At 61.5% G+C, this 26,067-nt stretch carries 32 protein-coding genes and 1 tRNA gene; 21 read left to right on the forward strand and 12 right to left on the reverse strand.

Annotated features, from left to right (window positions below; all coding sequences use genetic code 11):
- Nucleotides 1-3: 3 nt before the first annotated feature.
- A complete protein-coding gene (locus FJ548_RS17360) occupies nt 4-585 on the reverse strand; it encodes a VOC family protein (protein ID WP_140608890.1) in 582 nt (193 codons plus the stop codon).
- 892 nt (nt 586-1,477) lie between these two features.
- Here FJ548_RS17360 and FJ548_RS17370 point away from each other — a divergent pair.
- The 3 genes from FJ548_RS17370 (at nt 1,478) to FJ548_RS17380 (ending at nt 3,575) form a co-directional block, all read left to right on the forward strand.
- Nucleotides 1,478-2,854 (forward strand): tyrosine-type recombinase/integrase, encoded by a 1,377-nt coding sequence (locus FJ548_RS17370; protein ID WP_140778499.1) that lies wholly within the window; start codon nt 1,478-1,480, stop codon nt 2,852-2,854.
- A gap of 53 nt (nt 2,855-2,907) precedes the next feature.
- Nucleotides 2,908-3,303 carry a hypothetical protein gene (locus FJ548_RS17375; RefSeq protein WP_140778500.1) on the forward strand — a complete coding sequence of 132 codons (396 nt, stop codon included), beginning with the start codon at nt 2,908-2,910 and terminating at the stop codon, nt 3,301-3,303.
- Nucleotides 3,304-3,386: 83 nt separating this feature from the next.
- Nucleotides 3,387-3,575: a helix-turn-helix domain-containing protein gene (locus FJ548_RS17380; RefSeq protein ID WP_140778501.1), complete on the forward strand. Its 189-nt coding sequence runs from the start codon at nt 3,387-3,389 to the stop codon at nt 3,573-3,575.
- 79 nt (nt 3,576-3,654) lie between these two features.
- On the opposite strand, the gene FJ548_RS29875 is transcribed toward FJ548_RS17380, so the two are convergent.
- Nucleotides 3,655-3,795, reverse strand: coding sequence for a hypothetical protein (locus tag FJ548_RS29875; protein ID WP_181168822.1), 141 nt, complete (start codon nt 3,793-3,795; stop codon nt 3,655-3,657).
- 207 nt (nt 3,796-4,002) lie between these two features.
- Between FJ548_RS29875 and FJ548_RS17385 the strand changes: the two genes are divergently transcribed.
- From FJ548_RS17385 to FJ548_RS17440, 12 genes are all read left to right on the forward strand, one after another.
- Nucleotides 4,003-4,278: a hypothetical protein gene (locus tag FJ548_RS17385; RefSeq protein ID WP_140778502.1), complete on the forward strand. Its 276-nt coding sequence runs from the start codon at nt 4,003-4,005 to the stop codon at nt 4,276-4,278.
- Nucleotides 4,278-5,291: an AAA family ATPase gene (locus FJ548_RS17390; RefSeq protein ID WP_140778503.1), complete on the forward strand. Its 1,014-nt coding sequence runs from the start codon at nt 4,278-4,280 to the stop codon at nt 5,289-5,291. Before FJ548_RS17385 ends, FJ548_RS17390 begins: the two co-directional genes overlap by 1 nt.
- Nucleotides 5,292-5,651: 360 nt before the next feature.
- Nucleotides 5,652-6,047 carry a hypothetical protein gene (locus tag FJ548_RS17395; protein ID WP_140778504.1) on the forward strand — a complete coding sequence of 132 codons (396 nt, stop codon included), beginning with the start codon at nt 5,652-5,654 and terminating at the stop codon, nt 6,045-6,047.
- Nucleotides 6,044-7,501, forward strand: a complete 1,458-nt coding sequence (locus FJ548_RS17400) for a hypothetical protein (protein ID WP_140778505.1) — start codon at nt 6,044-6,046, stop codon at nt 7,499-7,501. Before FJ548_RS17395 ends, FJ548_RS17400 begins: the two co-directional genes overlap by 4 nt.
- The gene (locus tag FJ548_RS17405; protein WP_140778506.1) at nt 7,502-7,780 is read left to right on the forward strand and encodes a hypothetical protein; all 279 of its coding nucleotides are present in this window, start codon (nt 7,502-7,504) and stop codon (nt 7,778-7,780) included.
- A gap of 22 nt (nt 7,781-7,802) precedes the next feature.
- Nucleotides 7,803-8,870, forward strand: coding sequence for a hypothetical protein (locus FJ548_RS17410; RefSeq protein WP_140778507.1), 1,068 nt, complete (start codon nt 7,803-7,805; stop codon nt 8,868-8,870).
- Between the two features lie 9 nt (nt 8,871-8,879).
- A complete protein-coding gene (locus FJ548_RS17415; RefSeq protein ID WP_140778508.1) occupies nt 8,880-9,308 on the forward strand; it encodes a hypothetical protein in 429 nt (142 codons plus the stop codon).
- Complete coding sequence (locus FJ548_RS17420; RefSeq protein WP_140778509.1) at nt 9,305-9,616, forward strand: hypothetical protein; 312 nt, start codon at nt 9,305-9,307, stop codon at nt 9,614-9,616. The genes FJ548_RS17415 and FJ548_RS17420 overlap by 4 nt, the downstream gene beginning before the upstream one ends.
- An 89-nt stretch (nt 9,617-9,705) precedes the next feature.
- Entirely contained in the window at nt 9,706-9,900 is a 195-nt protein-coding gene (locus FJ548_RS17425; RefSeq protein ID WP_140778510.1) for a hypothetical protein, read from the forward strand.
- A gap of 118 nt (nt 9,901-10,018) precedes the next feature.
- Nucleotides 10,019-10,171, forward strand: a complete 153-nt coding sequence (locus FJ548_RS17430) for a DUF1778 domain-containing protein (protein WP_140778511.1) — start codon at nt 10,019-10,021, stop codon at nt 10,169-10,171.
- A gap of 5 nt (nt 10,172-10,176) precedes the next feature.
- Complete coding sequence (locus tag FJ548_RS17435; protein WP_140778512.1) at nt 10,177-11,226, forward strand: hypothetical protein; 1,050 nt, start codon at nt 10,177-10,179, stop codon at nt 11,224-11,226.
- 117 nt (nt 11,227-11,343) lie between these two features.
- A complete protein-coding gene (locus FJ548_RS17440; protein WP_140778513.1) occupies nt 11,344-13,566 on the forward strand; it encodes a hypothetical protein in 2,223 nt (740 codons plus the stop codon).
- 29 nt (nt 13,567-13,595) lie between these two features.
- Here the strand turns inward: FJ548_RS17440 and FJ548_RS17445 are convergent, their stop codons facing one another.
- Together FJ548_RS17445 and FJ548_RS17455 are read right to left on the reverse strand one after the other, a co-directional pair.
- The gene (locus FJ548_RS17445; RefSeq protein ID WP_140778514.1) at nt 13,596-13,904 is read right to left on the reverse strand and encodes a hypothetical protein; all 309 of its coding nucleotides are present in this window, start codon (nt 13,902-13,904) and stop codon (nt 13,596-13,598) included.
- A 452-nt stretch (nt 13,905-14,356) separates the two neighbouring features.
- Nucleotides 14,357-14,584 carry a helix-turn-helix transcriptional regulator gene (locus FJ548_RS17455; RefSeq protein ID WP_140778516.1) on the reverse strand — a complete coding sequence of 76 codons (228 nt, stop codon included), beginning with the start codon at nt 14,582-14,584 and terminating at the stop codon, nt 14,357-14,359.
- Between the two features lie 75 nt (nt 14,585-14,659).
- Here FJ548_RS17455 and FJ548_RS17460 point away from each other — a divergent pair, with 75 nt between their 5' ends.
- Complete coding sequence (locus FJ548_RS17460) at nt 14,660-15,046, forward strand: hypothetical protein (RefSeq protein WP_140778517.1); 387 nt, start codon at nt 14,660-14,662, stop codon at nt 15,044-15,046.
- Nucleotides 15,043-15,513 carry a hypothetical protein gene (locus FJ548_RS17465; protein WP_140778518.1) on the forward strand — a complete coding sequence of 157 codons (471 nt, stop codon included), beginning with the start codon at nt 15,043-15,045 and terminating at the stop codon, nt 15,511-15,513. The genes FJ548_RS17460 and FJ548_RS17465 overlap by 4 nt, the downstream gene beginning before the upstream one ends.
- 498 nt (nt 15,514-16,011) lie before the next feature.
- On the opposite strand, the gene FJ548_RS17470 is transcribed toward FJ548_RS17465, so the two are convergent.
- The 4 genes from FJ548_RS17470 to FJ548_RS17485 all read right to left on the reverse strand — a co-directional run bounded on the left by FJ548_RS17470 (nt 16,012) and on the right by FJ548_RS17485 (nt 17,611).
- Nucleotides 16,012-16,482 carry a hypothetical protein gene (locus FJ548_RS17470; RefSeq protein ID WP_140778519.1) on the reverse strand — a complete coding sequence of 157 codons (471 nt, stop codon included), beginning with the start codon at nt 16,480-16,482 and terminating at the stop codon, nt 16,012-16,014.
- 159 nt (nt 16,483-16,641) lie between these two features.
- Nucleotides 16,642-16,716: transfer RNA gene (locus FJ548_RS17475), tRNA-Glu, on the reverse strand.
- Nucleotides 16,717-16,806: 90 nt separating this feature from the next.
- Entirely contained in the window at nt 16,807-17,214 is a 408-nt protein-coding gene (locus tag FJ548_RS17480; RefSeq protein WP_140608892.1) for a VOC family protein, read from the reverse strand.
- 13 nt (nt 17,215-17,227) lie between these two features.
- Nucleotides 17,228-17,611 carry a fimbrial protein gene (locus FJ548_RS17485; protein WP_140608894.1) on the reverse strand — a complete coding sequence of 128 codons (384 nt, stop codon included), beginning with the start codon at nt 17,609-17,611 and terminating at the stop codon, nt 17,228-17,230.
- Between the two features lie 25 nt (nt 17,612-17,636).
- Between FJ548_RS17485 and FJ548_RS17490 the strand changes: the two genes are divergently transcribed.
- Nucleotides 17,637-18,692: an RluA family pseudouridine synthase gene (locus tag FJ548_RS17490; protein ID WP_140608896.1), complete on the forward strand. Its 1,056-nt coding sequence runs from the start codon at nt 17,637-17,639 to the stop codon at nt 18,690-18,692.
- A gap of 210 nt (nt 18,693-18,902) precedes the next feature.
- Nucleotides 18,903-19,814 (forward strand): RNA polymerase sigma factor RpoH, encoded by a 912-nt coding sequence (gene rpoH, locus FJ548_RS17495; RefSeq protein WP_027053961.1) that lies wholly within the window; start codon nt 18,903-18,905, stop codon nt 19,812-19,814.
- A gap of 172 nt (nt 19,815-19,986) precedes the next feature.
- Here rpoH and FJ548_RS17500 read toward each other — a convergent pair whose 3' ends face one another.
- The 4 genes from FJ548_RS17500 to FJ548_RS17515 all read right to left on the reverse strand — a co-directional run bounded on the left by FJ548_RS17500 (nt 19,987) and on the right by FJ548_RS17515 (nt 22,522).
- Nucleotides 19,987-20,847: an MBL fold metallo-hydrolase gene (locus FJ548_RS17500; protein ID WP_246671468.1), complete on the reverse strand. Its 861-nt coding sequence runs from the start codon at nt 20,845-20,847 to the stop codon at nt 19,987-19,989.
- A gap of 155 nt (nt 20,848-21,002) precedes the next feature.
- The gene (locus tag FJ548_RS17505; protein WP_140608900.1) at nt 21,003-21,662 is read right to left on the reverse strand and encodes a peroxiredoxin; all 660 of its coding nucleotides are present in this window, start codon (nt 21,660-21,662) and stop codon (nt 21,003-21,005) included.
- Nucleotides 21,663-21,873: 211 nt separating this feature from the next.
- The gene (locus FJ548_RS17510) at nt 21,874-22,239 is read right to left on the reverse strand and encodes a cell division protein ZapA (protein ID WP_140608902.1); all 366 of its coding nucleotides are present in this window, start codon (nt 22,237-22,239) and stop codon (nt 21,874-21,876) included.
- Nucleotides 22,240-22,249: 10 nt separating this feature from the next.
- Nucleotides 22,250-22,522 carry a DUF4164 domain-containing protein gene (locus FJ548_RS17515; protein WP_006200774.1) on the reverse strand — a complete coding sequence of 91 codons (273 nt, stop codon included), beginning with the start codon at nt 22,520-22,522 and terminating at the stop codon, nt 22,250-22,252.
- Nucleotides 22,523-22,783: 261 nt separating this feature from the next.
- Here FJ548_RS17515 and tkt point away from each other — a divergent pair, with 261 nt between their 5' ends.
- The gene (gene tkt, locus FJ548_RS17520) at nt 22,784-24,775 is read left to right on the forward strand and encodes a transketolase (protein WP_140608904.1); all 1,992 of its coding nucleotides are present in this window, start codon (nt 22,784-22,786) and stop codon (nt 24,773-24,775) included.
- Nucleotides 24,776-24,929: 154 nt separating this feature from the next.
- Complete coding sequence (gap, locus tag FJ548_RS17525; RefSeq protein WP_140608906.1) at nt 24,930-25,940, forward strand: type I glyceraldehyde-3-phosphate dehydrogenase; 1,011 nt, start codon at nt 24,930-24,932, stop codon at nt 25,938-25,940.
- The last annotated feature ends 127 nt before the right edge of the window (nt 25,941-26,067 follow it).

A 26,067-nucleotide genomic window follows, 5' to 3' on the forward strand; every position in this document is an offset into this window, starting at 1 on the left:
CGTTCAGTATGGATTCTTCGGTGTCCGGTCGTTCGACAAGGTTGCGCGGGAACGCTCGACGAGCGCCTGAATCGCGTCGGCGAGATGCACTTCCGTGATATTGTAGTCGCCGCGCGCCAAACGCAGCCTGTGCGCTTCCATCAGCACGTCGGCATAGGTAAAGCCCACCGGCGGCTCGAAACGGTAGGAGGCGAGCTCGATCAGCAGCCCGAGCGGATCCTCGAAATAGATCGAATCCATGAAGCCGCGATCCTTGACGCCGCTGTGCTTGATGTCGCGCTCGTCGAGCCGGGCGACCGCTTGCAGGAAGGTGACGCGCGACACCGCAAACGCGATGTGATGGACGCAGCCCGGATCGGTCGGCGTGCGCCGCTTCTGCGGCGTACGGCTCTCATCGGTGAAGACGGTGATCAGCCGGCCGTCGCCCGGATCGAAATAGAGATGGCTCTCGCTGGCCTTGTCGAGGTTGGGCTGTTCGAAAATGAACGGCATGCCAAGCACGCCTTCCCAGAAATCGATTGAGGTCTGGCGCCCGGCGCCGACCAGCGTGATGTGATGGACGCCCTGCGATTGCAGTTTCTGCATTGGCCTCTCCCAGCGGCACCAGCCGCCCGTGCGGACCTGCCCGGCATCCGGCGTTCTGCGCGCCGCCTGAGCCCGGCTTCAAGATCCATGTCGTGATGCTAATGCAATCAGCCCTGCGGCGCCAGCAGCAACGATTCCTAGCGATGCGCGGCGGTGCAAGGAGGCTTGGCGTTCAAGGTCGAGGGCTTTTCCAGATGATGCAGGGCACAATCGCAACGCGAAACCGCCCGTTCTGACCGAAGCCAGGCTATACCACAGCCCTAAGCTCCGTTTCCGCCAGTATCCCCACGCCGCCACACTCGGTGCAGGCGAGGGTCTTCCCGGGGCAACCGGTCTGATGCGTCCCTTGCGGACAGCAATGTCCTTTTGACGTACACCATCTTGAGCAATCGAAAACCTTGCCGCAGCCGTGGCAGCGCGGGCAAATTATCTTCACCGAGGCCATTCCAACTCTACCCCAACCCAAATCCGCGCTGCCGCGGATGCAACCCCGCGCCGCAACTAGCAGAAATCGCTATGCTTTCAAGCGTCGCGGCCTGACTTAAATTGGGTGTATTCGGTCAATTGGCGACACCGGGTTGGTGGGTGACGAATCCGTTCGACGATCAGCCGGCTCGCAGCACCGAGGGTGGTGGGGCGCAAGCTTTTAACCGCTATTTTGACGGTTTTCCGTTGATCAGAGCTAAGTGCTTGATATGTCGTGGTACGCCCAAGGGGAATCGAACCCCTGTTCCCGCCGTGAGAGGGCGGGTTTTTCGAGGCTTTCAAGTTCGGCAAAGTGCGCTGAAGTCCTTGATTTGCGGGCTTTTCGTTCATCTACGTTCACCGCTGTACAAGGAAAGATATTCGACGTATATTCGACGTGCTTTCAAAACACCAAGGCGGAAACACGATGGCCAAGACGCTCAAGGAAGCCCCGATCACAACCGCAAGCGCGCGCTCGAAACTGCCGGCAGGAGAATACGCCCGCCGTCTCGATGCTGATGCCGCGATCTGGTACCGGCATGGCAAGCGCGGTGGTGTCTGGTTCGCTCGCTGGCGGAATCACTGGGCAGGTGCGAATTACCTTCAGGCGCCAGTCGGCCCAGCCAACGATGTCAACGACAAGCCTACGGATGGCTTGCTGACTTTCGCCCAGGCTGAGATGCAGGCCCGCCAGATCGTTGCCAAGGCCCGGCAGGAAGCGAAAGCCGCTGCCGCCGGGCCTGTGCTGACAGTTCGGCTTGCCGTCGAAACCTACGTTGGCGAACGCGACGCCCGAGATAGCCGCAGGAAGGGCCGCACGGTGCGCTCCGATGCCGGGCAGCGGCTTCGGAGGTATGTGCTCGGCCGGGACAAGCGTGGCAAGCAGGAAGCAGTGCGGGCGTCCAAGCTTGCCGGTGTCGGTCTACATGCCCTGAAAGAGAGCGACCTCTTGGAATGGCGCAAGGAGCTGCCAGAGGGATTGAAGGGTACGACGGAGCAGAGGCTCATCAACGACCTCAAAGCCGCTCTGAACGGCGCCTATGCCGCGCACCGGGAGCGGCTGGACCCGACGTTGCCCGCGATCATCAAACATGGTCTCAAGGCCGAGAAGATGGACACCGACGAGGCGGCGCCTCTGGCCCGCGACAATCAGATCCTTTCCGCCGCTCAAGTCGGCAAGCTCCTCGCCGCCGCGCGCGAGATTGACAGGGAAGGGAATTGGGATGGCGACTTGTTCCGGCTCGTTGTGGTGCTGGCCGCTACCGGGGCGCGGTTCTCACAGGCCACCCGCATGAAGGTTGGCGACGTGCAGCGGGCACAGGCGCGCCTCATGGTGCCAAGTTCCCGCAAGGGCCGCGGCGGCAAGATTGCCAGTGTGCCGGTGCCGGTCGGTAAGGACGTGCTGGACGCTCTGCTGCCGGTGACGACTGGCCGGGGCAACGATGAAACCCTTTTGGAGCGGTGGCGGAGCAAACAGGTTGCCGGCTCGATAGGATGGGAACGCGCGGGCCGGGGCGCTTGGCAGTTCGCCAGCGAATTGAAGCGGCCATGGCAGGAAATCCGGCAGCGGGCCGGGATGCCGGCGGTGATCCCGTACGGATTGCGGCATAGCTCGATCGTGCGCGGGATCCGGGCAAACCTTCCGATAAGGCTGGTGGCGGCGCTGCACGATACCTCGGTGCCGATGATTGAGCGTCATTATGCCCGCTGGATTGTCGATGGGCTCGAAGACCTCGCGGCCGCCGCCGTCGTGCCGCTCTTACCGCCGGAAGGCAGCAACGTCGTTCAGATTAGGGGCACCTAATGCCACGCGGCGGAGCCAGAAAAGGGGCAGGACGTAAGCCCGTTCTGACTATCATGGAGCGCTGGAATGTCGGTGCAAAATGCGAAGCACATTGGCGGGATGAGATAGAAGCCCGCCTCAGCGCAAAGACGCACAAGGTTTATGAGGACATTGACGAGGAATGGGCGCGTATCCAAGCAGTGCCCGTCCGTCGAAGAAAGGCGTGGCTTCGTTCAGAAGAAGCGGAGCAGGCGTTTGCTGATGTTGAGATCGCTCGACGCGAGCGGCTGGGTTTGTCGGACGATGAAGTGATACCGGACGTCGCCCGTATCACCGTGTCTCGCCCGAAAAAGTTGCGCGCTCAAGTTATCGCTCAGGTCTCTTCTGCTTCTAATGTTTCACCTCGGCTGACGGAGGCGTGCTGGAAAGAGTTTCGCCAGCTTGCGAAGCGGCTCCGATCTGATGTTTGAATTCTGCCCATAATTCAGAACGGCAAAATGGGCCGTTCTATTGTTCGCTCCGTGAACGACAACACACTCACACGGAGCCTAACATGACCGATAAAATTGGCTACTCACCAGAGGAAGCAGCGGCCGCAGCTGGCCTTGGCAGAACGCTGATCTTTCACGCAATGCGCGATGGCAAGTTGAAGGCGCGCAAATTGGGCCGCCGAACCGTCATCACGGCAGACGACCTGAAAACATTTCTCGACAACCTGCCTGTTCGCGGAGTGGCGGCATGATCCGGTGGACATGTTCTTTCGTCGCCATTCTCATCATCGCCGCAGATATCGCGGGGGTGCTGCCATGAGCTTCCAGCCCTCACCCGAAATGCTCGATGCCGTTGCCGAATGGCGCCAGCGCCGACCAGACGACCGAGTGAAGTGCGCCCTTGTTCCGCTCCTGCGGGAAAGGTTCGCTATCGGCGCGGTCGAAGCGGTCGAGGTAATCCGCCAGTCTCATGCAGGAGGCGCCAATGCGAACGTCTCTTGAAATGCGAAAGCCCGCCGGCCAGGGCGAGCTTCGCGAATTCGAAATTCAAAACAGCAGCAGAGATTTCGACAATAGCGAAACGCTTCATCTCAGGCAAGCAGCGAGGATCATCAACCGCTTCAACATGTCGGTTCCCTTGGCCCTTGCAACGGCCCGGCTGGCCTACGGAGGCGCGGCATGACAATTCGCCCCAACCTCCCAAGCATCGAAGACATGTACATCGATGCGGCCGTCCGGCATCTAACCTTGGCCCGCAACCATCTTCAATGCGCCGTGGCCGGCTTTGACGATGCTGGCTATGAGCATGACCCTACCGCGCGGTCTTACAGCTATGTCGCCGGCATCGTCGCCGAGTTCAATGGCAGACCGTGGCGGCCGGCGCCACCATCTACGCCTTCTCATATTGAGCTCGCGGCCAAAGAGTACCGTCACCAGGCGAAGAGGGGCTATTGATGGACAACAGCATCCATCTCCTCTCCTACGAGGATATGTGCGCCATGCCCGAACCCGAATGGCTGGTGGAGGGGCTCATCCAAAAGCGCTCAACCGCCGTCATGTTCGGCAAGAGCAACGCGTTCAAATCCTTCCTCGCCATCGACATAGGCTTGAGCGTCGACACCGGACAGGATTGGCACGGCAACGCTGTCAGCCATGGCTGCGTCCTTTTCGTCGCCACCGAGGGCTCAAACGGCGTCGGACGGCTCCGTATTCCCGGCTGGTACGATCACCACCGGATAGACGAGGGCGATCGCCGCGCCTTCCTCTATCCTAAAGAGATCCGGCTGGACGTGTCTGACGACATCACGGCCCTGATCGCCGCCATGAACATTCGAGGAAACTTCGCTCTCGTCGTCGTCGATATCTTCGGTGGATCAATGGCCGGTTCCGAGATCGAAGACAAGACCGCCAGAGCATGGGTGCACGGCGTACAGCGAATCCTACGGGAAACCGGCGCCTCCATTCTCACGGTTGCTCATACCGGCTGGCAAGACGATAGCCGCGCCCGCATGCATACCCATTTCTGGGGCAGCTTCGATACCCGCCTCAAGGTCGAGGGTGACAAGGAAGCCATGACGGCAACTCTCACCGTCGAACGCCACAAAGATGCCGACAGCAACGGCTCCTGGGGCTTCAGGATGGCACAGACCCACGGAACACTCGTCCCCGAGATGGATACCAGCGTGAAATCCACCGCGGCTAAGAAAACATCGCTGTCGGCCAAAAACCGCGCTGCACTCAACGCCCTTGATGACGCGCTCACCTCAAGCGGTGTTCGCAAGCTCGGCTCTGACTGGCCGCCTTGCAACGTCGTGGCAATCGATGAGTGGCGCAGGCGCTTCTATCTGCATTCGGCCGACGATAGCCCGGAAGCCAAGCGCAAGGCATTCCAGCGTGCAAGAGATGCCCTGAGAGAAACAGGCCACGTCCAGTTCTATGACGATCATGCTTGGCTTTGCCATGGATAGGCCGGGACCGGGACATCGGGACATACCTAAAGGTATATGTCCCGTCCTGTCCCGCTTTACCGTCCACCGGGACGCACCGGGACATGTCACGTTTTGTCCCGCCTGGCATGGTTGAATCGGGTGTGAATAGGCACGGACAACCACCTTCGCGACGACGTTTTCTCAGCCCTCTTCAGGTGCGCTCGTCTCCTCTGCCCCGATAGCTCACAGGTAGCGACCCTACGCACGAATCCGCCTTACAAAGGCGGAAACAGGACGCTGGCGAACGCCAGAGAACCGAGCAGATACAGTGACTTGAGGCTCTATTACGTGGTATGGTCGAACAAGCATCGAATAAGCGTATCTCTAGGAGCCGGAAAGTTGCAGGCAAACAGCGCCACGATCACCAAGCTTTCACCGACTGCCCGCAGCCGCGTGACGAACGGTAGCGGCATGTTCGCTGAAGGCGGCGACGAGCGAGGCCCTTGGGCACGTCGATTCCGCGACCTGGTAGCCGAGCACACTGCCGACGCTGGCGGGGCTGTCTCGCTCTCGGAAGCTCAGCGCAGCATCATCCGCCGCGCGTCAACGTTGGAAGTCCAGCTAGAGCAGCTGGAGGCGCGGTTTTCCGAAGGCCCAGCCGAAGTCGCCACGCTCAACATGTATTCGACCCTGAGCAACACGCTCCGGCGCCTGCTTATCGACATAGGCCTTGAGCGCCGCTCCCGGGACATCACGCCGTCCATCTACGATATCGCGCGGGAGAAGCGGGCTTGAAGCCAATCGTCTCGATCCGCGAAGCCCTCAACGATGATCGCCTGCTCGGGACGCTCCTGGCCGGCAAGTCCTGGGCCTCGTGGAAGGCCATTCTGATCGCCGCCATGGGCGAGAAACTCACTGACGAGGAAATGGCGCTGTACGAGGCCCGCACTGGCCGCAGCGAGACCCCTACCGAGATGGTCGAGGAGCTTGACCTGATCGCTGGCCGCCGATCGGGAAAAACGACCGCAGTAGGCACGCTTTCGGTCTATCTCGCGGCCCTTTGCGACTGGTCGGACGTGCTCAATCGTGGCGATCGAGGCGTCTTGCCCTTCCTGGCCCAGAGCCAACGGACAGCGAAAATCGCCTTCCGGCATGCGAACGCGGCTTTCAGCGATATCAAGGCTCTCAAGCACCTGGTGTCGACGGTCACGGCAGACACGATTGTCCTCAACAATGGCGTGGATCTCGAAATCAGGCCAGCAAACTTCCGAAGCATTCGCGGCATTACGGCAATCGCGGCGGTTTGTGACGAGATCGCCTATTGGTACGCGGACGAGACCAGTTCCAACCCTGACAGGGAAATCCTCGCGGCTCTGAGGCCGTCGCTGATCACCACGCGCGGCCCCCTCATCATGTGTTCGTCGGTCTACGGCAAGAAAGGCGAGCTTTGGGAGAGCTACAGGCGCCATTACGGCCCGGACGGTGATCCCCTGGCGCTGGTCGCTTTCGGCTCCTCCAGGGAGTTCAACGAGACGCTTCCGCAGAAGATCATCGACAAGGCGGTTGAGCGCGACCCCGACGCGGCCAAGTCGGAATATCTGTCGATCTGGCGCGATGATATCGCTTCCTTCGTGCCTTATGAGCGGGTGAAGGCCTGTGTCGAAGCCGGCATGGTCGAGAGGCCATTTGACTACAAACACCGCTATGTCGCCTTTGCCGACCCTGGTGGCGGCGTGTCCGATAGCTACACCATCGCCATTGGCCACAAGGAAGGCCACAGGGCGATTGTCGACGCGATGCGGGAGTTCCGCGCCCCCTTCGACCCGGAAGACATCACGCGGGCTGTTTGCAAGCTTCTGGGGCAATATCGGCTGACCAGCGTGTTTGGCGACAAATACGCGGCTGAGTGGGTCACCAGTGCCTACAATCGCCACGGCGTTTCCTACCTCCATTCCGAAATGAACCGCTCGGAACTCTATCTCGCGGCTTTGCCGATGTTGATGGCGGGTGAAGCGGTCCTTCTCGACAGTGACAGGCTGGTGCAGCAGTTCACCGGCCTTGAGCGGCGCACGGGGAGTTCCGGGAAGGATATTGTTGATCACGTCCGCAACGGGCGGGATGACTTGGCCAACGCGGTCGCAGGGGTCCTGGCAATGGCCGAGCAGGCCGGCCCAAGCCGTGAAGAGAGGCAGAATCTGGAACGTCTGGCAGAAAAGCGCAGCAAGGCCTTGAGCAGGAGCATTGTTTAGATGGGCGACTGGGATCGTGACAATGGTGGCAAGATCATCAGCCCCGCTGAACTTTTCGGCACGCCTACTCCGCCGGCGGGCGCGAAGCCGACATTCAAAGATGTGTCTGGGGTCCCGCTGGCGATCCAGCGAGTGCAGGAAGAGCGTCTGAAGGAACACGCCAAGGCTGCTTTCCCAGACGGTCGCACGACGGTGAGATTTCGCCGCCTGACCGCGCAAGAGCAGTCCGACCGGGATATTGCCGAATGGAAAGCCGCCAAAGCGCGGTCAATCGTATGAGCGTCCTTGAAAGGAGCGAAAAATGAGCAAGAGCTTGAGCATCTCCGAGGCTGTGGCACTCGTCGCCAATCCGGCTGGCGCCGCCGGTTTCCAGACCGAAAGCGTGGATGACACCAGTTCCAATGTCGTCGCCCTAGACACGTCGAAAAGGGGCGGACTTTCCATCGCCCAGGGCGCGGCATTGCTGGCCGAAAGCGAGACCAAGCGGGGCGGCGGCGGTCAGGTCAACAGGGCGAAATTTCGGGATCCTGGTGGCCGGCTTTCGATCGCCCAAGGCGCTCAGCTTCTCGCTGGTGCGACGCCGAAATACGACAGAAGGCCGCTCACCAAGGCTCAGGGCGTCGATATGCTGCTGGGTCGGCGTGCCGGCGCCGAAAAGGGAGCGCTGACGAAACGTGAAGGCGTAGAACTCCTCACGAGAAGCGGCCGGCCCGACGTGCAGGAAGTGCGGCAGCCCACTGCGACGTCGGATTACGTCATCGCATCGCAAAATGCCTCGATAGCGCTCGCGAATGCCGATGCCGATCTGCAGAACCTCGAGCGCGAAATGTGGGCATTCGTCAACAGCGCGGCGGCGGCCTTCCCTGATGTCGTCGCGCGCGGCGACAACGCGGTCATCCATTTAAACGTGCCTCGCTTTGGCCAGTGGCTGGTGGTCGAGGAGCGTTTTAACCGCTTCAAGGAAATCGCGCCGGCGTTCTTTGCCCAGCGCAATCAGGCGTGGAACAACGCCATTTGGGTCGAAAACAATGAATTCCTGGCCCAGAACCCTGATTTCGAAGCCAGTGATGCTGATGCCATGGCCGCTGTTCTGCTGCTTGCAGTAGGCCCGGAAGAAGCCAACGCGCTCGTCACCACTCCGATGATGGTCTCTGCTTCAGATCCACGAGTTTTCGAAGTCCTGAAGATTGCCGCCGGCAGCGATGATCCAGAGAGCATCATTGAGACGCTGCGCGGGGCAGGTTTCACCGACGCCGACATTGCGGCGATCGGTAGTGGAGCGGCTCGCTGTCACGTCCTCGATCACAGGGTTAAATCCCTGGTCCTGCGCGCCTCCCGAAACATCGACTTTTCAGAGGATGAAGACTGAGGGCGACCGATGGACCGTTCAAACAAACTTCGCGCATTGAGCCAGGACCCCGGCGCCACGGAAGGTGAGCGCCGGGCGGCGGCGGAAGCATTGGAACGCCACGAACGGGCCAACCCGCCGCCGCCGCCTCCTGAAAAGCACACCAGGGAGTGGTTCGCGCGGGTTCGCGCGTTTCGTCTTCATGTTGACAGTCTTCATTGGCGCATTGCCGCTCTTATGCCTCTCGGACACCCTCCTTTGACCTGGCCAGAGTACAGGGTCTTGAAAAACATGGCTCAGAACGGCGCCGATCCTTTCGATGGCCGAGATGTGCAATTCATCGAAATGGCGGAGCGAAAACTTGCGGCCAGCGAAGCCCGCATGACAGGCAATTCGACGCCTGGCGACGGGATTATTATGCTGTCCTACGAACCCGCAATCACGGTTGATCTCAAATGAATGTGCTTTTCCCTGATCAGCAGAAAGACCTAGGCGCCCTGATGAACCTCGATGTTTTCGAGGCTGAAAGGATCTGGCGCCAAGATGCTCATGCCATGGCGAAGACCTATTTCGCCGGAATGGATTGCAGTCCTCAAACTCCACAGGAGATTGCGGAAATCGGGCCTGTGTTGATCGCACTGTGTGCCGAGATGGCTTCACCTCCGGTAGCGCTTCAAAGGGTCCTACGATTGCAACTGGCAAGCCGCGCTGCCTTCTATGAACGTCTGCGCGTTTTAGTTGCTGAATCGACTGCCGGTGCCGCGTGATGATGCATGTTCAGATGCAAAAGGCATGGCCGAGGCCGATCAGTGTAAGCATCGCCGCCAGTCGCGCTGGAACGGTCCCGGAGACCATTGTGCGCTGGTGCAAGCGGGAAGGCATCGGCAAGCAACTGCGGCCGAAAGCGCCGTGGCGCGTCGATCCTGTCGGCCTCGCTATTGTTATTGCCGGGGACCATGTGGCTTTGGAAGCCTATCAGGCCGGCGAGTTGAACAGCCTCGCGATCGTGCGATACGCCGACACTGCGCGCCAGGCCGAAATCCGGCGATAAACCGAGCCTCACATTGTCCGTAAATGTCTGACTTTGTTTCGTTATATGTGGCCCGCTGCGTTGAGGCACAGCCGCACGAAACCTAAAATTCCCCTCATGTTCATCAAAGGGGAAAGTCATGCGCTCTTCGAAGGGAATGCCCGAACGCATTCGGGTGCGCGTCTTCAGCGACGAGAAAGCAGCGATGCTTGAAGCTGCTGCCAAGCGCGGGCTGAACCTCTCCGACTTCATCCGGCAGATTGCCGTCGAGGCTATGAGGGCTGCGGCGTGAGCTCGGTGTACGACTGGTCGACGACTGCATCGGTCAACGGCAACGCTGACGCGGCCATCAACATGGCCGAGGGTATGCCGCCATCGGCTCTCAACGATGGCGTTCGGCAGGTCATGGGCCGCGTGGCGGAATACCTTGCTGACAATGGCGGCGCGCTCGTGGCCGGCGGCACGGCGAACGCGATCACTGTCACGGCCAATTCGGCCTTCACGGCCTATGCGGACGGCCTGCCACTGGCTCTGCGCATTGCCTCGGCCAACACCGCCGCGACGACGATCAACGCGAATGGCCTTGGAGCAAAATCCGTCCGCAAGATGGTGGGAGCCGGCGAAGTCGCCCTTTCCGGGGCCGAGCTTCAGCCGAATGGCATCTTCCTGTTCAGGTATTCCACCGCATTGAACTCGGCGGCCGGGGGCTGGCTGCTCCTCAACCCAGCGGTCGACGTTCCCAACATGGTGACGCTCACGGGATCACAGACGCTCACCAACAAGTCGCTGACCAGCCCGGCGATGACAGGCACGCCGACCACTCCTACCGCGACGGCGGGCACCAACACGACACAGGTGGCATCCACTGCCTTCGTCACGGCAGGGATTGCGGCCCTGTCCACTGTCTATCAAGGCATCTCGACAGTTTTGACCGCGCTTGCAGGCATCGGCACCGCCGTTTCTGGTGACATCATCTATGCCAGCGGTGCAGGCACTTGGGCGCGGAAGGCGAAAGGCACCGACGGGCAGTTCTTGCAATTGGCAAGCGGTCTGCCGGTGTGGGCGGCCAACAATCTGCACATCGGCGAGGGCCAGACCTGGCAGGATGTCACCGGAAGCCGCGCACTCAGCACGGCCTACCAGAACTCGACCAGCCGCCCGATCATGATAGCCGTTACCGGAGACAGGTGCCGGTTCCAGGTTTCCGCCGACAACTCTACCTACGTCGGGGATTTTCGGACCGTCGGAGACAGCTCCTATAGCACCGCTTCGGCGATTATCCCCGTCGGCTGGTACTATAAGCTGATCTCCGCAGTCGCCTTGGGCAACTGGACCGAGCTGCGCTAGCCCGATGGTTGATCTCGTCAACATCCCGGCGACGCCTGACAATCCTTGGAAAAGGAAAAGCCCATGGACCGCAACGTATCGACCGGCAACGGCGTGAAGATTCGGAGGAAGCAGTAGATGGCGATCTTCGAACTGCAAGGCCCAGACGGCGCGACTTATGAGGTTGACGCGCCTGATCAGGATACCGCCGTCAAGGCGTTCCAAGGCATGCAGCAACCGGGTAGCGCGCTGTCTTTGGCGCGTGCCCGAGCAGAGGCCGAAGCGGACGCGGCGCGGCGCGCTTCAGAAGGCCAGCCGCTTCCATGGCAGGAATATCAGACGCGTCGGCCATGGGAGGATTACCAATCCTCTCCTCTGGGCCCACAGGTTCAGTCCTACATCGCACGGGCCAAACAAAGGGTCGCATCCGGCGACTCGACGGGCATGCCGGCTGTTGACCCAAATACTGGCCAGCCCCCCGGCGTGCCCCGATTCTACCCGAGGAGCGGCGAGTTTTCAGAGGTAGGATCGGGCCTTCAAGGCCTCACCGATATGGCCAGCTTCAGCTTGGCGGATGAGACCGCCGCCGGGCTAGGGTATGGTCTGGATCACCTTTTGCCTGGCGGCAAAGGCCGACCGTATTCTGAAATCGTGCAAGACATAAGAGACAAGCAGCAGCAGGCGTACGACGACAATCCATATAGCTACATGGCAGGAATGGCCGTAGGTGGCATTGGTAACGGCTTGGCCTTGGCCAAGAGCGGCCTTTCGTTCGGCGCGAATGCTGCAGCCAGGGGTCTTCCGCTTCTCAGAGTGGCGCTAGGCGGCGCGGCCGATGGGGGTATTGCTGGAGCCCTGAACGGATTCGGACGCGGCACCGATCTAAGCAGCCGCGCAGAGGGGGCGGCTGTTGGCGCTCCTGCTGGGGCTTTCATCGGCGGGGCGGCTCCTTACTTGCTCGCAGGCGCTTCAGCGCTCACCAAGCCCTTCATCGCTCCGATTGCGTCACGGCTGTTTCCTGGATCATATGCGGATGCCGCCCTTAGCCAAGGTTTGCGCCGTTCTGGTGCCTCTGCCGATGACATCGCGAACCGCTTGGCCGCTGCCCAGGCTGACGGCCAAGGCATGTACACCATTGCCGACGCCATGGGGAATGCAGGCCAGCGTTTGCTATCCACTGCGGCACGCAACCCGCACGAAGGCAGGCAGGCACTGGTAGAGGCATTGCAGGGCCGCCAGGCGGGTCAGGCTGACCGGATCACCAACGCGCTTGCAGAGGCCTTTGCCGCCCCTGACACGGCTGCGCAACGGGCCGCCAGCCTTACCAGTGCCCGCAGAGCTGCGGCGGATGCGAATTATGCCGCCGCTCGGCAGGGTGCCGGTCCGGTCGACGTCTCAGGCGCCATCTCGGCGGCCAATGATGTCCTGACGCCGGGCGTCAACCGGCTGGCCAATCCAGGTTCCGGTATCGCCGACGACAGTCTTGAAGGTGCGGTTCGCCGGGCCAAGAGCCTGTTGACCGATGGTCAATCGCAACTCACCGATTTCAACTCTGTGCTGCGTGCAAAGCAGGACATAGGCGACCAGATCGCCGCTGCTGTCCGCGCCGGGCAGAACAACCGGGCCCGCATCCTTGGCCAGATCAGTGACCAGTTGGACGCCGCGCTTGAAAAGTCGTCGCCTGGCTATCGGCAAGCGAATGACCTGTTTCGCACGCAGAGCGGCGTAATCAACGCTGTCGATACCGGGACCGCAGCGGCCTCGGGCCGGGTTCGCGCTCCGGACAATATCCAGACGTTCAATGCCATGACGCCAGACCAGCAGAATGCTTTCCGGGCTGGCTACGTGGATCCGCTCATCGCACGAGTTCAGAATGCGGCCAGTGCCGGGTCGACCAATAAGGCACGCACGCTGTTGACGGAAAAGACCGCACAGGAGTTCCCGGCCTTCGCAGTTCCGGGGAGCGCGGACCAATTGGCCGCAAGGCTGTCACGCGAGCAGGGGATGTTCGAGACGGCCAACGCGGCGCTTGGCGGCTCGAAGACGGCTGACAACTTGGCCGACGCCGCCGACCTGAACAGGCTCGATCCTTCGGTCATGACCAATCTGCTTCATGGCAGGCCTATTCAGGCGGCTATGACGGCGCTGGGCAAGGGCTTGAACGAGGCCAGGGGTCTTCCGCCTTCGGTGATCAGCCGGCTATCTGGGGCGCTCATGGGGACCGATCCCGGTGCGGCACGCTTGCTTCTCTCGACTGCTGCCAGGAGGAGCACGGATGCCGGGGGGAGGAAAGCCATCTACAGCTCTGTGCTCGCACGCCTGGGCTCTCGGTATGTCACGTCGATGATGCCCGCAAACTAGCAGCTTGCGCTACTGTGCGCATGGCCGTTTTAAGTCGGCTTGTCGACGAGCGGCGCCTTCCGCTTAGGCGGCACGTAGGCGGTCACCAACCTAACCGCAGCGGCATCCACCGTGACCGGCACGCCGAGATTGACCGTCACCTTGCCCTCATCGACGCGGACGACATCGCCTATCAGCTCAATCGGCTGGCCACGGCTCACCTTCGATGTTCGATCCACGATGGAATGCGGCTGGTTATAGGACGGGATTGAGACGCTTACCCGATCCTCCGTCACGCGCCGCCGCACGGTCGCGGTGATGGCGACTTCATCGCCAACCCTGATGCTGCCCTTCGCCATTCCAGGATTCTGGCGCGGCCGGCGCCTTCGTCAAGCTTCAGCTAATATATCTATGGATGTCGCCAGGACGGCGCGGGCAGCAAAGCGGCCCGGCATCTTTGGGTGGGACCAGGAAGGTGCCGGGCCTAACCGGCGGAGGTCGGGGGGACGGGGCCACCGGCTGCTGGTAATATATGCATCCACGCTGAGAGATGAAATGCGACCGAATGGATAACGCTTGGAACCCAATAAGACGACCCTCGAACGCGCTTTCGAACTAGCCCGATCAGGCAAGTGCAACGATTTGACCAGCCTTCGTCAGCAGCTGAGATCCGAGGGCTATGATCTTCGGCAACTGGAAGGCAGAGCGCTCTTGAGGCAGTTGCAGGCGCTCATTAGGGCCGCTACGCCACCGCCGCTGCACGAAGGCTCCTTAACATCAACCCGCTACAGCCCTAAGAACACAAGCCGGCTTAGACCTTCCGCAGCCTCACCCCGGCGCCGCCGCCGTTCTCCGGGATGAACTCGACGCCAGCCGATTCGAGGGCCATTTGCAACTTAGCGAGCGTGTCAGGATCTCCGCCAGATTTGCCGGTCTCGAAATTGGTGATCGTGTTTCGATGAACGCCGGACCTTTCTGAAAGGTCTCGCACCGACCAGTTCACCAGCCCTCTCGCTGCCCTTATCTGTGCGCTTGTCACATATGCTCCTATGTGCTAATTCCACATGTGTAAATTGAACACTGTGCCCTTAGCACACATAAGGAAGATATCCAAATGCCGAACCTCACCGTTCCGGCCGCCGGCGAAGCTATGCCCGCTGCCAAGATCAACCGCCGGCTCATCCTTGCCGGTCTCACCTCTGTTGCAGCCATGGGAGCAGCTACAACGGCCTTGGCTCTGCCGGCGCCGCTGACCCTGGTCAGGCCCACCAAGGAAAGCACCGAGGCCAAGATACGCCGCATCGAAGCCCTATTGGACACGCTGCCGCCTGAACTGGCCGCCGCCTACCGTGCGCAGCTGCGCGGCTGGATTGAGCACATTAAATGGATGGATGAGAGCGGCGCGCCTCGTGCTGAAATCATGGCCTACATTCGCAGCCTGAGGGACAATGATGAAGTCTTCGAGCGATTCAAGGCGACATTATCGGGGACGACGCTATGAGCGCGCCTGTTGCCATCCTAAAGCCCTACGGAATGCCTCCCGGCATAGATCCGCGCACATGGCGCCAGGAAGTCCAGAAGCGCCTTAACGACTTGCTGGACCGCGCGATGAGCCTCATCACCGCGCTCGACCTGATGGAAGCGGATTGCGACCTGGAGGATGGCGCGGATGCCGAACCGTGGCTTGGCTGGTGTGCGCTCGGCCCGCAGACCGTCAGGGGCTTTCACGACGGCAGGGGAAGCCCCTACGACGATCGCGAGTTGGACAACAGCGACGATGAGGACGACGGTACCGAGGAACCAACGCTAGGCGCTCCCAACCGTACATCACAGGTGCATTGGGCAGACGGCGCGCGCGGCGATCATGAAAGGGAAGAGGATCACGACGCCGAGCCCGAAAACGATGCCGAATCTGCCCAGTGGTCGCACAACCCGCTGGTATCGCAGGATTGCCCAGCGTTCCACTAAGGCTGAAGACCGTCTGTGCACACTGAAGGCCCGGCGGCTTTGGCTTCCGGGCCTTTCTTGTACGTGATGGACAAGGCTGCGAGCCAAGGCCTATGGTCACCGCCTTGGGAGTGGGGGAAAGTGCGTTGAACAGAATATGGATGGTCTTGCCGATAATTGGCGCCGCTGTCGGTTGCTCCGGTTCCGGCCTCGGGATGCCAGGTTCACCAGCATGGTTTGCCACCACACCGCCCGCTGAACAGGCTGCCTATTTCCGCACCCGGTGCGAGAGCTATGGATTTCCCGCCGGCACACCAGCGATGGCGCAATGCATCCAGAATGAATCGCTTGCATCGAGGGGTCGGGCGTCTGCTCGGTCCAACGCGGTATTGGCCAATATGGCCAACAGCCAGCCGAAGCAGACAACATGCAATCGGTTTGGCAATACCGTGAATTGCACGACATACTGAACGGAAACAGGGCTGATCTGCCCCCCCGCTGCCCACGGTGGCGGGCCTCTCAGAAGCAGGCCTTCGCCTTCTCGACGGTATCTGCTGTTGAGACGCAATCCGATACCTGCCGCGCCCTCGATTGAGCAGCAGCCAGTGCAGACACTGCGGTCTCCTTCTCTGAGCTTACTTCTTCGTAGGCCGCGTTGAGCGAGTTGAACTTGTCCACCACGTCATTGTATTTCCTCAGCTCTGCATCGTAGGTTTCCACCACCTCGTCGAGTTTCGACTTACAGACAAAGCCTTTGTAATCGCAGGTGTAGGAATCGAAGCAGACCGAGTCTTTGGCAACGCATGTGGCGCTGCTCTTGCAGACGACTGCGCCATAATCCAGACAGGCCGGCTCGCTTCCGAATGAGCAAGAGAAGGACTGCTGCGCCCATGCGGGCACGCTCCAAAGGCAGGCCAACAACGCAGCTATCGAGACACCGGACCGGATGAATCCTCCGTCGCTGCTCCGACCTACACCAGAACGGGCCAATGCCTTCCCCCTGTGTTGCGTCCGTGTTGCGTGGACCTGCCGATAGTCGCAGGAAACCACACGGAATCAACAGAGCACCGTTCGCAATCGTCCGCAGACGTATATTCGGCGCTTATTCGACTATTTCAGGGGAGGCGGTGCTAAGTGCTTGATATGTCTTGGTACGCCCAAGGGGAATCGAACCCCTGTTCCCGCCGTGAGAGGGCGGTGTCCTGACCGCTAGACGATGGGCGCGCTCAAGAACCGGCGATATAGGCTGACGGCCGACAAAAAGCAACTGGGGTTCGGCCGCTTTACCGCATCGAACAAAAAGCTGCCCGCGCGTTATCGCTTGGGCTCGATGAGGTCCCAGAGATTGCCGTGCAGATCGGCGAAAACCGCCACCGTGCCATAGGGCTCGAAACGCGGCGCCTCGCGGAATTCGACGCCCTGTTCCAGCATCGTCGCATGGTCACGTGCGAAGTCATCTGTTTCGAGGAACAGGAAAACCCGCCCGCCGGTCTGGTTGCCGATGCTTTTCCTCTGCGCCTCGTCCGACGCCTCGGCCAGGAGCAGTCTGGCACCTTGCCCGTTGGCCGGCGCCACCGCCACCCAGCGTTTGCCGTCGCCGAGATCGACATCCTCAACGAGCCGGAAACCCAGCCGCCCGACATACCACGCAATCGCCTCGTCATAGTTGGCCACGACCAGCGCAACGGTGGCAACACGGCGACGTTCGGCAAACCCGGTCATTGTTGCGGCCGGCCTATTTGTTGCGAATTGCAAAACGGCCGATCAGGCGGCGCTCCGCCGTGTCGTAGACGAAGATCGTGCGGCCGCCGTCGGCAAGTTCGGCATCGATCGAGACGCGATTGCCGGACAGCGACTGGCTGACCACCTTGGCGCCGACCGGCAGCACGATGTCGGCGCTGATCGGCTCGCCCGCGGGTGCCTGGACGTCGCCGGCCAGCGACGGGCTCGCCGGCGGCGTGTTGCGCGCTTTGTAGACAAGGGCTCCGATCACCACCATAAGGGCAAGAAACAGCAGGCCGAGATTGATCCCGACGAAACGGATGAGTTTCCTGCGAACCTTTTCGACTTCAGGGTCGAGCGGCTTTTCGTGATCTTCGTCGGCGATTGGCCTGACCATGGCAAACAGTTCCGGAACTTTTTCGATGAGCGCTCATAACGAAGAGGCCCCTGAATTAATAGAGGACCAATTCATGGCGGCCGCGCCGACCGTGCTTGTGGCGGGCGCGGATGCGGCCGGCCAGCGCCTGGATCAATGGCTGGCCGCCCGGCTTGGTCCGGACATGTCGCGCAGCCGCGTGCAGATGCTGATCCGGCAGGGCGCGGTGATGATCGACGACAGGCCGGTCGACGAGACCAAGCGCAAGATGACACCAGGCGAAAGCGTATCGGTCGCCATGCCGGAACCGAAGCCGGCCTCGCCACGGGGTGAAAACATCGCGCTCGATGTGCTCTACGAGGACGATGCGCTGATCGTCGTCAACAAGCCGGCGGGGCTCGTCGTGCATCCCGGCGCCGGCAACTGGACCGGCACGCTGGTCAATGCGCTGATCCATCACTGCGGCGACAGCCTGTCGGGCATTGGCGGCGTGCGTCGGCCCGGCATTGTCCATCGCCTCGACAAGGAAACCAGCGGCGTCATGGTGGTGGCCAAGACCGACCGCGCCCACAAGGCCCTGTCCGAAGCCTTCGCCGATCACGGCCGAACCGGTGATCTCGAACGCGCCTATCTGGCTTTGGTGTGGGGCATACCGCAAAGGCCGACCGGAACGGTCGATGCACCGCTCGGCCGGGCCGCCGACCGGGTGCGTCGCGCCGTGGTGCCGGAAGGGCGCGACGACGCACGCCATGCCGTCACCCACTTCGCCGTGCAGGAGCGCTTCGGCGAAAACCAGCGGGAATTCGCCACCGCGAGCCTTGTCGAATGCCGGCTGGAAACCGGCCGCACCCACCAGATCCGCGTCCACATGGCCCATATCGGCCATCCCGTGGTTGGCGACCCCGACTATGGCCAGGCCTTCCGCACCAAGGCCAATCGGCTGCCGGAACCGCTGAAAAGTCAGGTCAAGTCATTTTCCCGGCAGGCTTTGCATGCCTGGCTCCTTGCATTTCGCCATCCCGATACCCATCTAACGATGAGGTTCGAGGCGCCGATGCCGGAGGACATGGAGAAACTCGTCGGCGGCTTCCGCGATCTCTGAACCTGCCATCAACAAGCTCGAAACCAGCCATCAAAAAACCTGACTGGCATTGTTCACTTCAGCGTGACACACTGTTTCGTGTTGAACAAATGCTGTCCTTTCTGGTTTTGTTCCTGTATACATCCGATGTCGCGGGCGAGCCTTATGGTGCTCGCGTCACATGCTCGCCGCGTTTCGGGGGCATTACTCCAATAGAGAGGGGGCGCTATCATGGCCCAGTCATTACCCAGTATCGTTTCCGGTGAAGGCGGTCTCAGCCGCTACCTGGAAGAAATCCGTCGCTTTCCCATGCTTCAGCCGCAAGAGGAGTACATGCTCGCCAAGCGCTATGCCGAGCATGAAGACACGTCCGCCGCGCACAAGCTCGTCACCAGCCATCTGAGGCTCGTCGCCAAGATCGCCATGGGCTATCGCGGCTACGGCCTGCCGATCGGCGAAGTGATCTCGGAAGGCAATGTCGGCCTGATGCAGGCCGTCAAGAAATTCGAACCCGAGCGTGGCTTCCGCCTCGCGACCTATGCCATGTGGTGGATCAAGGCCTCGATCCAGGAATACATCCTGCGCTCGTGGAGCCTGGTCAAGATGGGCACGACCGCCAACCAGAAGCGTCTGTTCTTCAACCTGCGCAAGGTGAAGGGCAAGATCCAGGCGCTGGACGACGGCGACCTCAAGCCCGACCAGATTGCCGAGATCGCCACGCGGCTGAACGTTTCCGAAGCCGAAGTCGTGTCGATGAACCGCCGCCTGTCGGGCGACGCCTCGCTCAACGCGCCGATCCGCGCGACGGAAGGCGAGTCCGGCGAATGGCAGGACTGGCTGGTCGATGACCACGAAAGCCAGGAAGAGATGCTGATCGAGCAGGACGAGTTGGAGAACCGGCGCGGCATGCTGTCGGGCGCTCTTGCCGTGCTCAACGATCGCGAGCGGCGCATTTTCGAGGCCCGTCGCCTCGCCGAGGAGCCGCTGACCCTGGAAGAGCTGTCGGCCGAGTTCGACATCAGCCGCGAGCGCGTGCGCCAGATCGAGGTGCGCGCCTTCGAGAAGGTGCAGGACGCGGTCAAGGCCGCCGCCAAGCGCCAGACCCAGGCGCTGCGCACCATCGAGGCGCAGCCGGCGGCTTAACGTCGGGTTCGGTTAGAAACAAAAGCGGCGTCAGGAAACCGGCGCCGCTTTTTTTGTGGGTTTCAGCCTTCGCGATGGGGGTCTCTTCGCCCCCCACTGCGTGGAGCGAGGAACCCAGGTTCTGCAAGGCATCCGCTATTGCGGCGTGCTGGCGAAACGCTATCGTATCCCCTCAAAGCCCATCCAAGGGAAACTTCAGATACCGCCTTCCGTTGGCTTCCGGTTCCGGCAGGCGCCCGCCATTCATGTTGATCTGCAAGGCATGCAGGATCAGCCGCGGCATCGGCAACGTCCGGTCGCGCGCCTCGCGCAGGGCGACGAACTCGGCCTCGCTGTGTGCAGCGCCGAGATGGATGTTGCTGGCCTTCTGCGCGGCGACCGTACTTTCCCACCGAGGCTCGCGGCCACCGGTCTGATAATCGTGGCCAACGAACACGCGCGTCTCGTCGGGCAGCGCCAGGATCTCCTGGATCGAGCGCCACAGCCGCGCGGCACTGCCGCCGGGAAAGTCCGCCCGCGCCGTGCCGCTGTCGGGCATGAACAGCGTGTCATGCACGAAGGCGGCGTCACCGATCACATAGGTGATCGAGGCCAGCGTGTGTCCGGGCGAGAACAGCACCTTGACCGGGATGGTCCCGACCTGGAATATCTCGCCTTGCCTGAACAGCCTGTCCCATTGAGAGCCGTCGGCCGGAAAATCCGGCCAGTTGTAGATCGCCTTCCACAGTGCCTGGACGTCAACGATCCTGTCGCCGATCGCCATCGGCGCTCCTGTCTTCTCTCTCAGATAGTGCGCGGCCGAGAAATGGTCAGCATGCGGGTGGGTGTCGAGTATCCACTCGAGCTCCAGCCCGTTTTCCCTGACAAAATCGAGCACCGCGTCGACGCTCTTTGTCGCCGTTGCGCCGGATCTCTCATCGAAATCGAGAAGCGGGTCGATGATGGCGCACCGCCTCGTCGCCGGATCGGCGACGACATACTGGACGGCCCCCGTCGGCTTGTCATAGAAGCCCCTGACCTGCGGTCTTGCCAAAGCCACGTCCAAAGCGAGCTTCCCCAACCCATTGCCGGCCGGAACGATTTTCTCCGCCGAACCCCAACAGAGGCATGGTTGTCCACCCAAGCGGGCCAGTCAAGCATGACTTGGCCCGGGAGGAAGGAAAAGGCAAAAACCCTTCCGGCGCTGTTTCAGGCGGACGGCTGCTTGGTCTTCCTGAGATAGGGCAGGATGGTCTCGTAGGCGCCGAAGCGCTTGATCGCGTCCTCGTTGGAAACAGCGGCGGTGATGATGACGTCCTCGCCCTGCTTCCAGTTCGCCGGCGTCGCCACCTGATGCTTGGCGGTCAGTTGCATGGAATCGACCGCGCGCAGAATCTCGTCGAAGTTGCGGCCCGTGGTCATCGGATAGGTCAGCACCAGCTTGATCTTCTTGTCCGGCCCGATGACATAGACCGAGCGCACGGTGGCGTTGTCGGCGGGCGTGCGGCCTTCCGAGGTCTCGCCAGCGCCTGCCGGCAGCATGTCGTAGAGCTTGGCGACCTTGAGGTCCTTGTCGCCGATCAGCGGATAGTGAACCGATTGGCCGGTCGCCGTCCTGATGTCGGCCTGCCATTTTTCGTGGCTCGCGACCGGATCAACCGAAATGCCGATGATCTTGACATTGCGCTTCTTGAACTCGCCTTCGAGCCCCGCCATCGTGCCAAGCTCGGTCGTGCAGACCGGCGTGAAATTCTTTGGATGGCTGAACAGGATCGCCCAGCCGTCGCCGATCCAGTCATGGAACTTGATCGTCCCTTGCGTCGTCTCCGCGGTGAAATCCGGTGCAATGTCGTTGATACGAAGGCTCATGGCTTATCCCTACCTTGTGACAAATGCCGCCAACCCACTGCCGCGGCTCGGCACCCTTTCTAGCACCCTCGGCAGCGACCTACAAAATGCTTAAAGCCCCCAGCGGCAGCGCTGGCGGCGAAATTTCCGTCCTTCATGGCAGGGACGGCAGGAGTTTTCAGATATCCGCTGAACCCATAACGCCCAGAGGGGTCCGACTTTGGAAGAGCGATCAGGCCTTGTTGATCGCCAGCGTCACCGTCAGATCTTCCATGCGCTGCGCCAGCGCGCCAAGCGCGTTGGTCAGCACGCTGTCGTTTCTGTCAGCCTTGGTTAGCGCCTCGTCGCGGGTCTTGCGCAAGGTCAGCACTTCGCTTTCCATGCCCTTGACGCGTTTCTGCAGTTCCGAAAGCTCGTCCATCACCATGATCCCGGCCATCACGGTCAGGCGCTGGTCGCCGATCTCGCCAAAAGAATCCTTCAGATGCGAGACATATCGGTCGAAGCGCTCGGCAAGGTCGATCAGATGCTCTTCCTGGCCCTCGTCGCAGGCCATGCGATACTGCTTGCCGTCGATTGAAACCGTGACCTGTGCCATGGGCCAGCTCCTATCTGTCCAACACGGCGCGGATGGTTTCCATGGCGGTCACCAGCCGTCGCGATACTTCCTTGTTGGCATCTTCCAGCCGTTCGGCGCGCGCTTCGGAATTGTCGAGTTCCTGCGCCAGCCGCGAGCGGTCGGCATTCATCCGCTGCACCTCGGCCTCGGCTTCCGAATAGTCGCGTTCATGCTCCAGCTTGGCCGCGACGGCATTTTCCAGCCCTTCAATGGCCTTGCCCAGCCTTGCGATCACTTCCTTGAGCGTGGTTTCCCCGGTCATGGCCTTCGTCCTGTGCCCTGCCCATCACCGAATCGTTCGCGTTCAGAACGCGTTATCCCCGAAACATTAGGCACCGGGTGAAGGCGACGTCAACAAAGCTCTCGCGACTGTCCCCTGCTAAGGCTAATGTAGGCCCGCCGCCGGCATCACAAGACCGGCAAATGTGCACCCGATTTGTTGACTAAAAACCCGCGCCTGCTATGTGTCGCGCACCCTTTTCAAGGGCTCTCCCAAGCCCCAAACCCTCACCCCGGAGGAACCATGACGTCGCGTGAACAACATGACCGGATGGCCAATGCGATCCGTTTTCTCTCCATGGACGCCGTTGAAAAGGCGAATTCCGGGCATCCCGGCCTGCCCATGGGCTGCGCCGACATCGCCACAGTACTGTTCACCCGCTTCCTGAAATATGACCCCAAGGCGCCGCACTGGCCCGACCGCGACCGCTTCATCCTGTCGGCTGGCCATGGCTCGATGCTGCTCTATTCGCTGCTGCACCTGACCGGCTACGAAGACATGACCATCGACCAGATCAAGCATTTCCGCCAGTTGGGCTCCAAGACCGCCGGCCATCCCGAATACGGTCACGCCACCGGCATTGAAACCACAACCGGCCCGCTCGGCCAGGGCCTCGCCAATTCGGTCGGCTTCGCGCTCGGCGAGCGCATCATGAACGCCGCCTTCGGTAACGACCTCGTCGACCACTACACCTATGTGCTGGCCGGCGACGGCTGCCTGATGGAAGGCGTTAGCCAGGAAGCCATCGCGCTTGCCGGGCACCTCAAGCTCAACAAGCTGATCGTTTTCTGGGACAACAACAACATCTCGATCGACGGTCCGGTATCGCTGGCCGACAACACCGACCAGGTCGCCCGCTTCCAGGCCTCGGGCTGGAACGCCAGCCATATCGACGGTACGGATCCGGAAGCGATCGCCTATGCCATCGAAGCCGCCCGCCATTCCGACAAGCCGACGATGATCGCCTGCAAGACGACCATCGGCTTCGGCGCGCCGACCAAGGCCGGCACCAACAAGGCGCACGGCTCGCCGCTCGGCGCCGATGAGATCGCCGGCGCCCGCAAGTTCTTCAACTGGGACTCGCCGCCCTTCGAAATCCCGGCCGACATCCTCGACGCCTGGCGCACCGCCGGCAAGGCTGGCGTCAAGGCCCGCACCGACTGGGAAGGCCGCCTTGCCAAGGCCGACGCCAAGCTGAAGGCCGAGTTCGAGCGCCGTCTCGCCGGCAAACTGCCGCCCAACTTCGACGCCGTCATCGCCGACTACAAGAAGAAGCTGTCCGTCGACAAGCCCAAGGTCGCTACCCGCAAATCGTCGGAAATGGCGCTGGAGGTCATCAACGGTGCCGTGCCCGAAACCATCGGCGGTTCGGCCGATCTGACCGGCTCCAACAACACCAAGACAAGCCAGACCAAGAACATCACGCCTGATGACTACGGCCAGCGCTATGTCCACTACGGCATCCGCGAGCACGGCATGGCGGCGGCGATCAACGGGCTGACGCTGCATGGCGGCCTGATCGCCTATGGCGGCACCTTCCTGTGCTTCTCCGACTATGCCCGCCCCGCAATGCGGCTTTCCTCACTGATGGGCATCCGCTCGATCTTCGTCATGACCCATGATTCGATCGGTCTGGGCGAAGACGGTCCGACCCACCAGCCGGTCGAGCATCTGGCGGCATTGCGTGCCATCCCGAACCACAATGTCTTCCGCCCGGCCGACGCGGTGGAAGCCGCCGAGTGCTGGCAGATCGCCCTTGAATCGGAAAAGACGCCGTCAACGCTGGCGCTGACCCGTCAGAACTTGCCGACGGTGCGCACCGAGTTCACCGAAAAGAACCTCAGCAGCCAGGGCGCCTATGAGCTCGCCGCCGCCAATGGCGAGGCGGCGGTGACCATCTTCGCCACCGGCTCCGAGGTCGAGATCGCGCTTGGCGCCCGCGACCTGCTGGAGAAGCATGGCCATCCGACCCGCGTCGTCTCGGTGCCTTGCTTTGAACTGTTCGACAAGCAGAGCGACGATTACCGCAAGAAGACGATCGGCGACGCGCCGATCAAAATGGCGATCGAAGCCGGTATCCGCCAGGGCTGGGATCATTTCATCGGCTCGGACGGCATCTTCGTGGGGATGACCGGCTTTGGCGCCTCGGGCACCATCGAACAGCTCTATCCGCATTTCGGCATCACCGCCGAGGCGGCCGCCAAGGCAGCCGAAGCTCGCCTGCACGGCAAATAAGGCCTGGTCCCGCCGCGAGGTCGCCTAGGCGACTTCGCGGGTCTGATCGACTAAATCGATTTAAATCCATGCCGCTGCGGCTGGATTCTTTGTCCGTCCGCCGCTATGAAGCTGCGGACCAATTGTCCGCCCTCCAGCTCCCCGGGAGAGAAAAATGACTGTCAGAGTTGCCATCAACGGATTCGGCCGCATCGGCCGCAACATCCTGCGCGCCATCCATGAATCCGGCCGCAAGGACATCGAGGTCGTCGCCGTCAATGATCTTGGCCCGGTCGAGACCAATGCGCACCTGCTGCGCTTTGACAGCGTGCATGGCCGCTTTCCCCATGAAGTGTCCGTTTCCGGCGACCAGATCACGGTTGGCAAGGAAAAGTTCAAGGTCACCGCGATCAAGGATCCGACGCAGCTGCCGTGGAAGGAACTGGGCATCGACGTCGCGCTCGAATGCACCGGTATCTTCACCGCCCGCGACAAGGCCGCCGCGCACCTGACCGCCGGCGCCAAGCGCGTCCTCGTTTCGGCTCCCGCCGAAGGTGCCGACCTCACCGTCGTCTACGGCATCAACCACGACAAGCTGACCAAGGACCATATCGTCATCTCGAACGCGTCCTGCACCACCAACTGCCTTGCGCCGCTGGCGGCCGTGCTGCACGAGACGGTCGGCATCGAAAAAGGCATGATGACGACGATTCACTCCTACACCGGCGATCAGCCGACGCTGGACACCATGCACAAGGATCTCTACCGCGCCCGCGCCGCGGCCCTTTCGCAGATACCGACCTCGACCGGCGCCGCCAAGGCGATCGGCCTTGTGCTCCCCGACCTCAAGGGCAAGCTCGACGGTATCTCGATCCGCGTGCCGACCCCGAACGTCTCGGTCGTCGACTTCAAGTTCATCGCCAAGCGACCGACCACGGTGCAGGAAATCAACGACGCGGTCATCGCCGCCTCGAACGGCAAGCTGAAGGGCGTGCTGTCGGTCACCCATCATCCGAACGTCTCGGTCGACTTCAACCACGATCCGCATTCCTCGATCATGGCGCTCGACCAGACCAAGGTCATGGACGGCAACTTCGTCTCCGTGCTGTCGTGGTACGACAACGAGTGGGGCTTCTCCAACCGCATGTCCGATACCGCCGTCGCTTTCGGCAAGACCATCGCCTGATCGCGAGCCAGTCTTCGAGAGATCAGAAACGCCCGGCTTCGGCCGGGCGTTCAGACTGCTGACGAACCCCGTCGATTTTCGGCGGGGTTTTGTTTTGCGCGTTGATTGAGCTTTGTAAATTGGTGTC

This window comes from Mesorhizobium sp. B2-4-17 (assembly GCF_006441275.1).
Classification (GTDB): domain Bacteria; phylum Pseudomonadota; class Alphaproteobacteria; order Rhizobiales; family Rhizobiaceae; genus Mesorhizobium.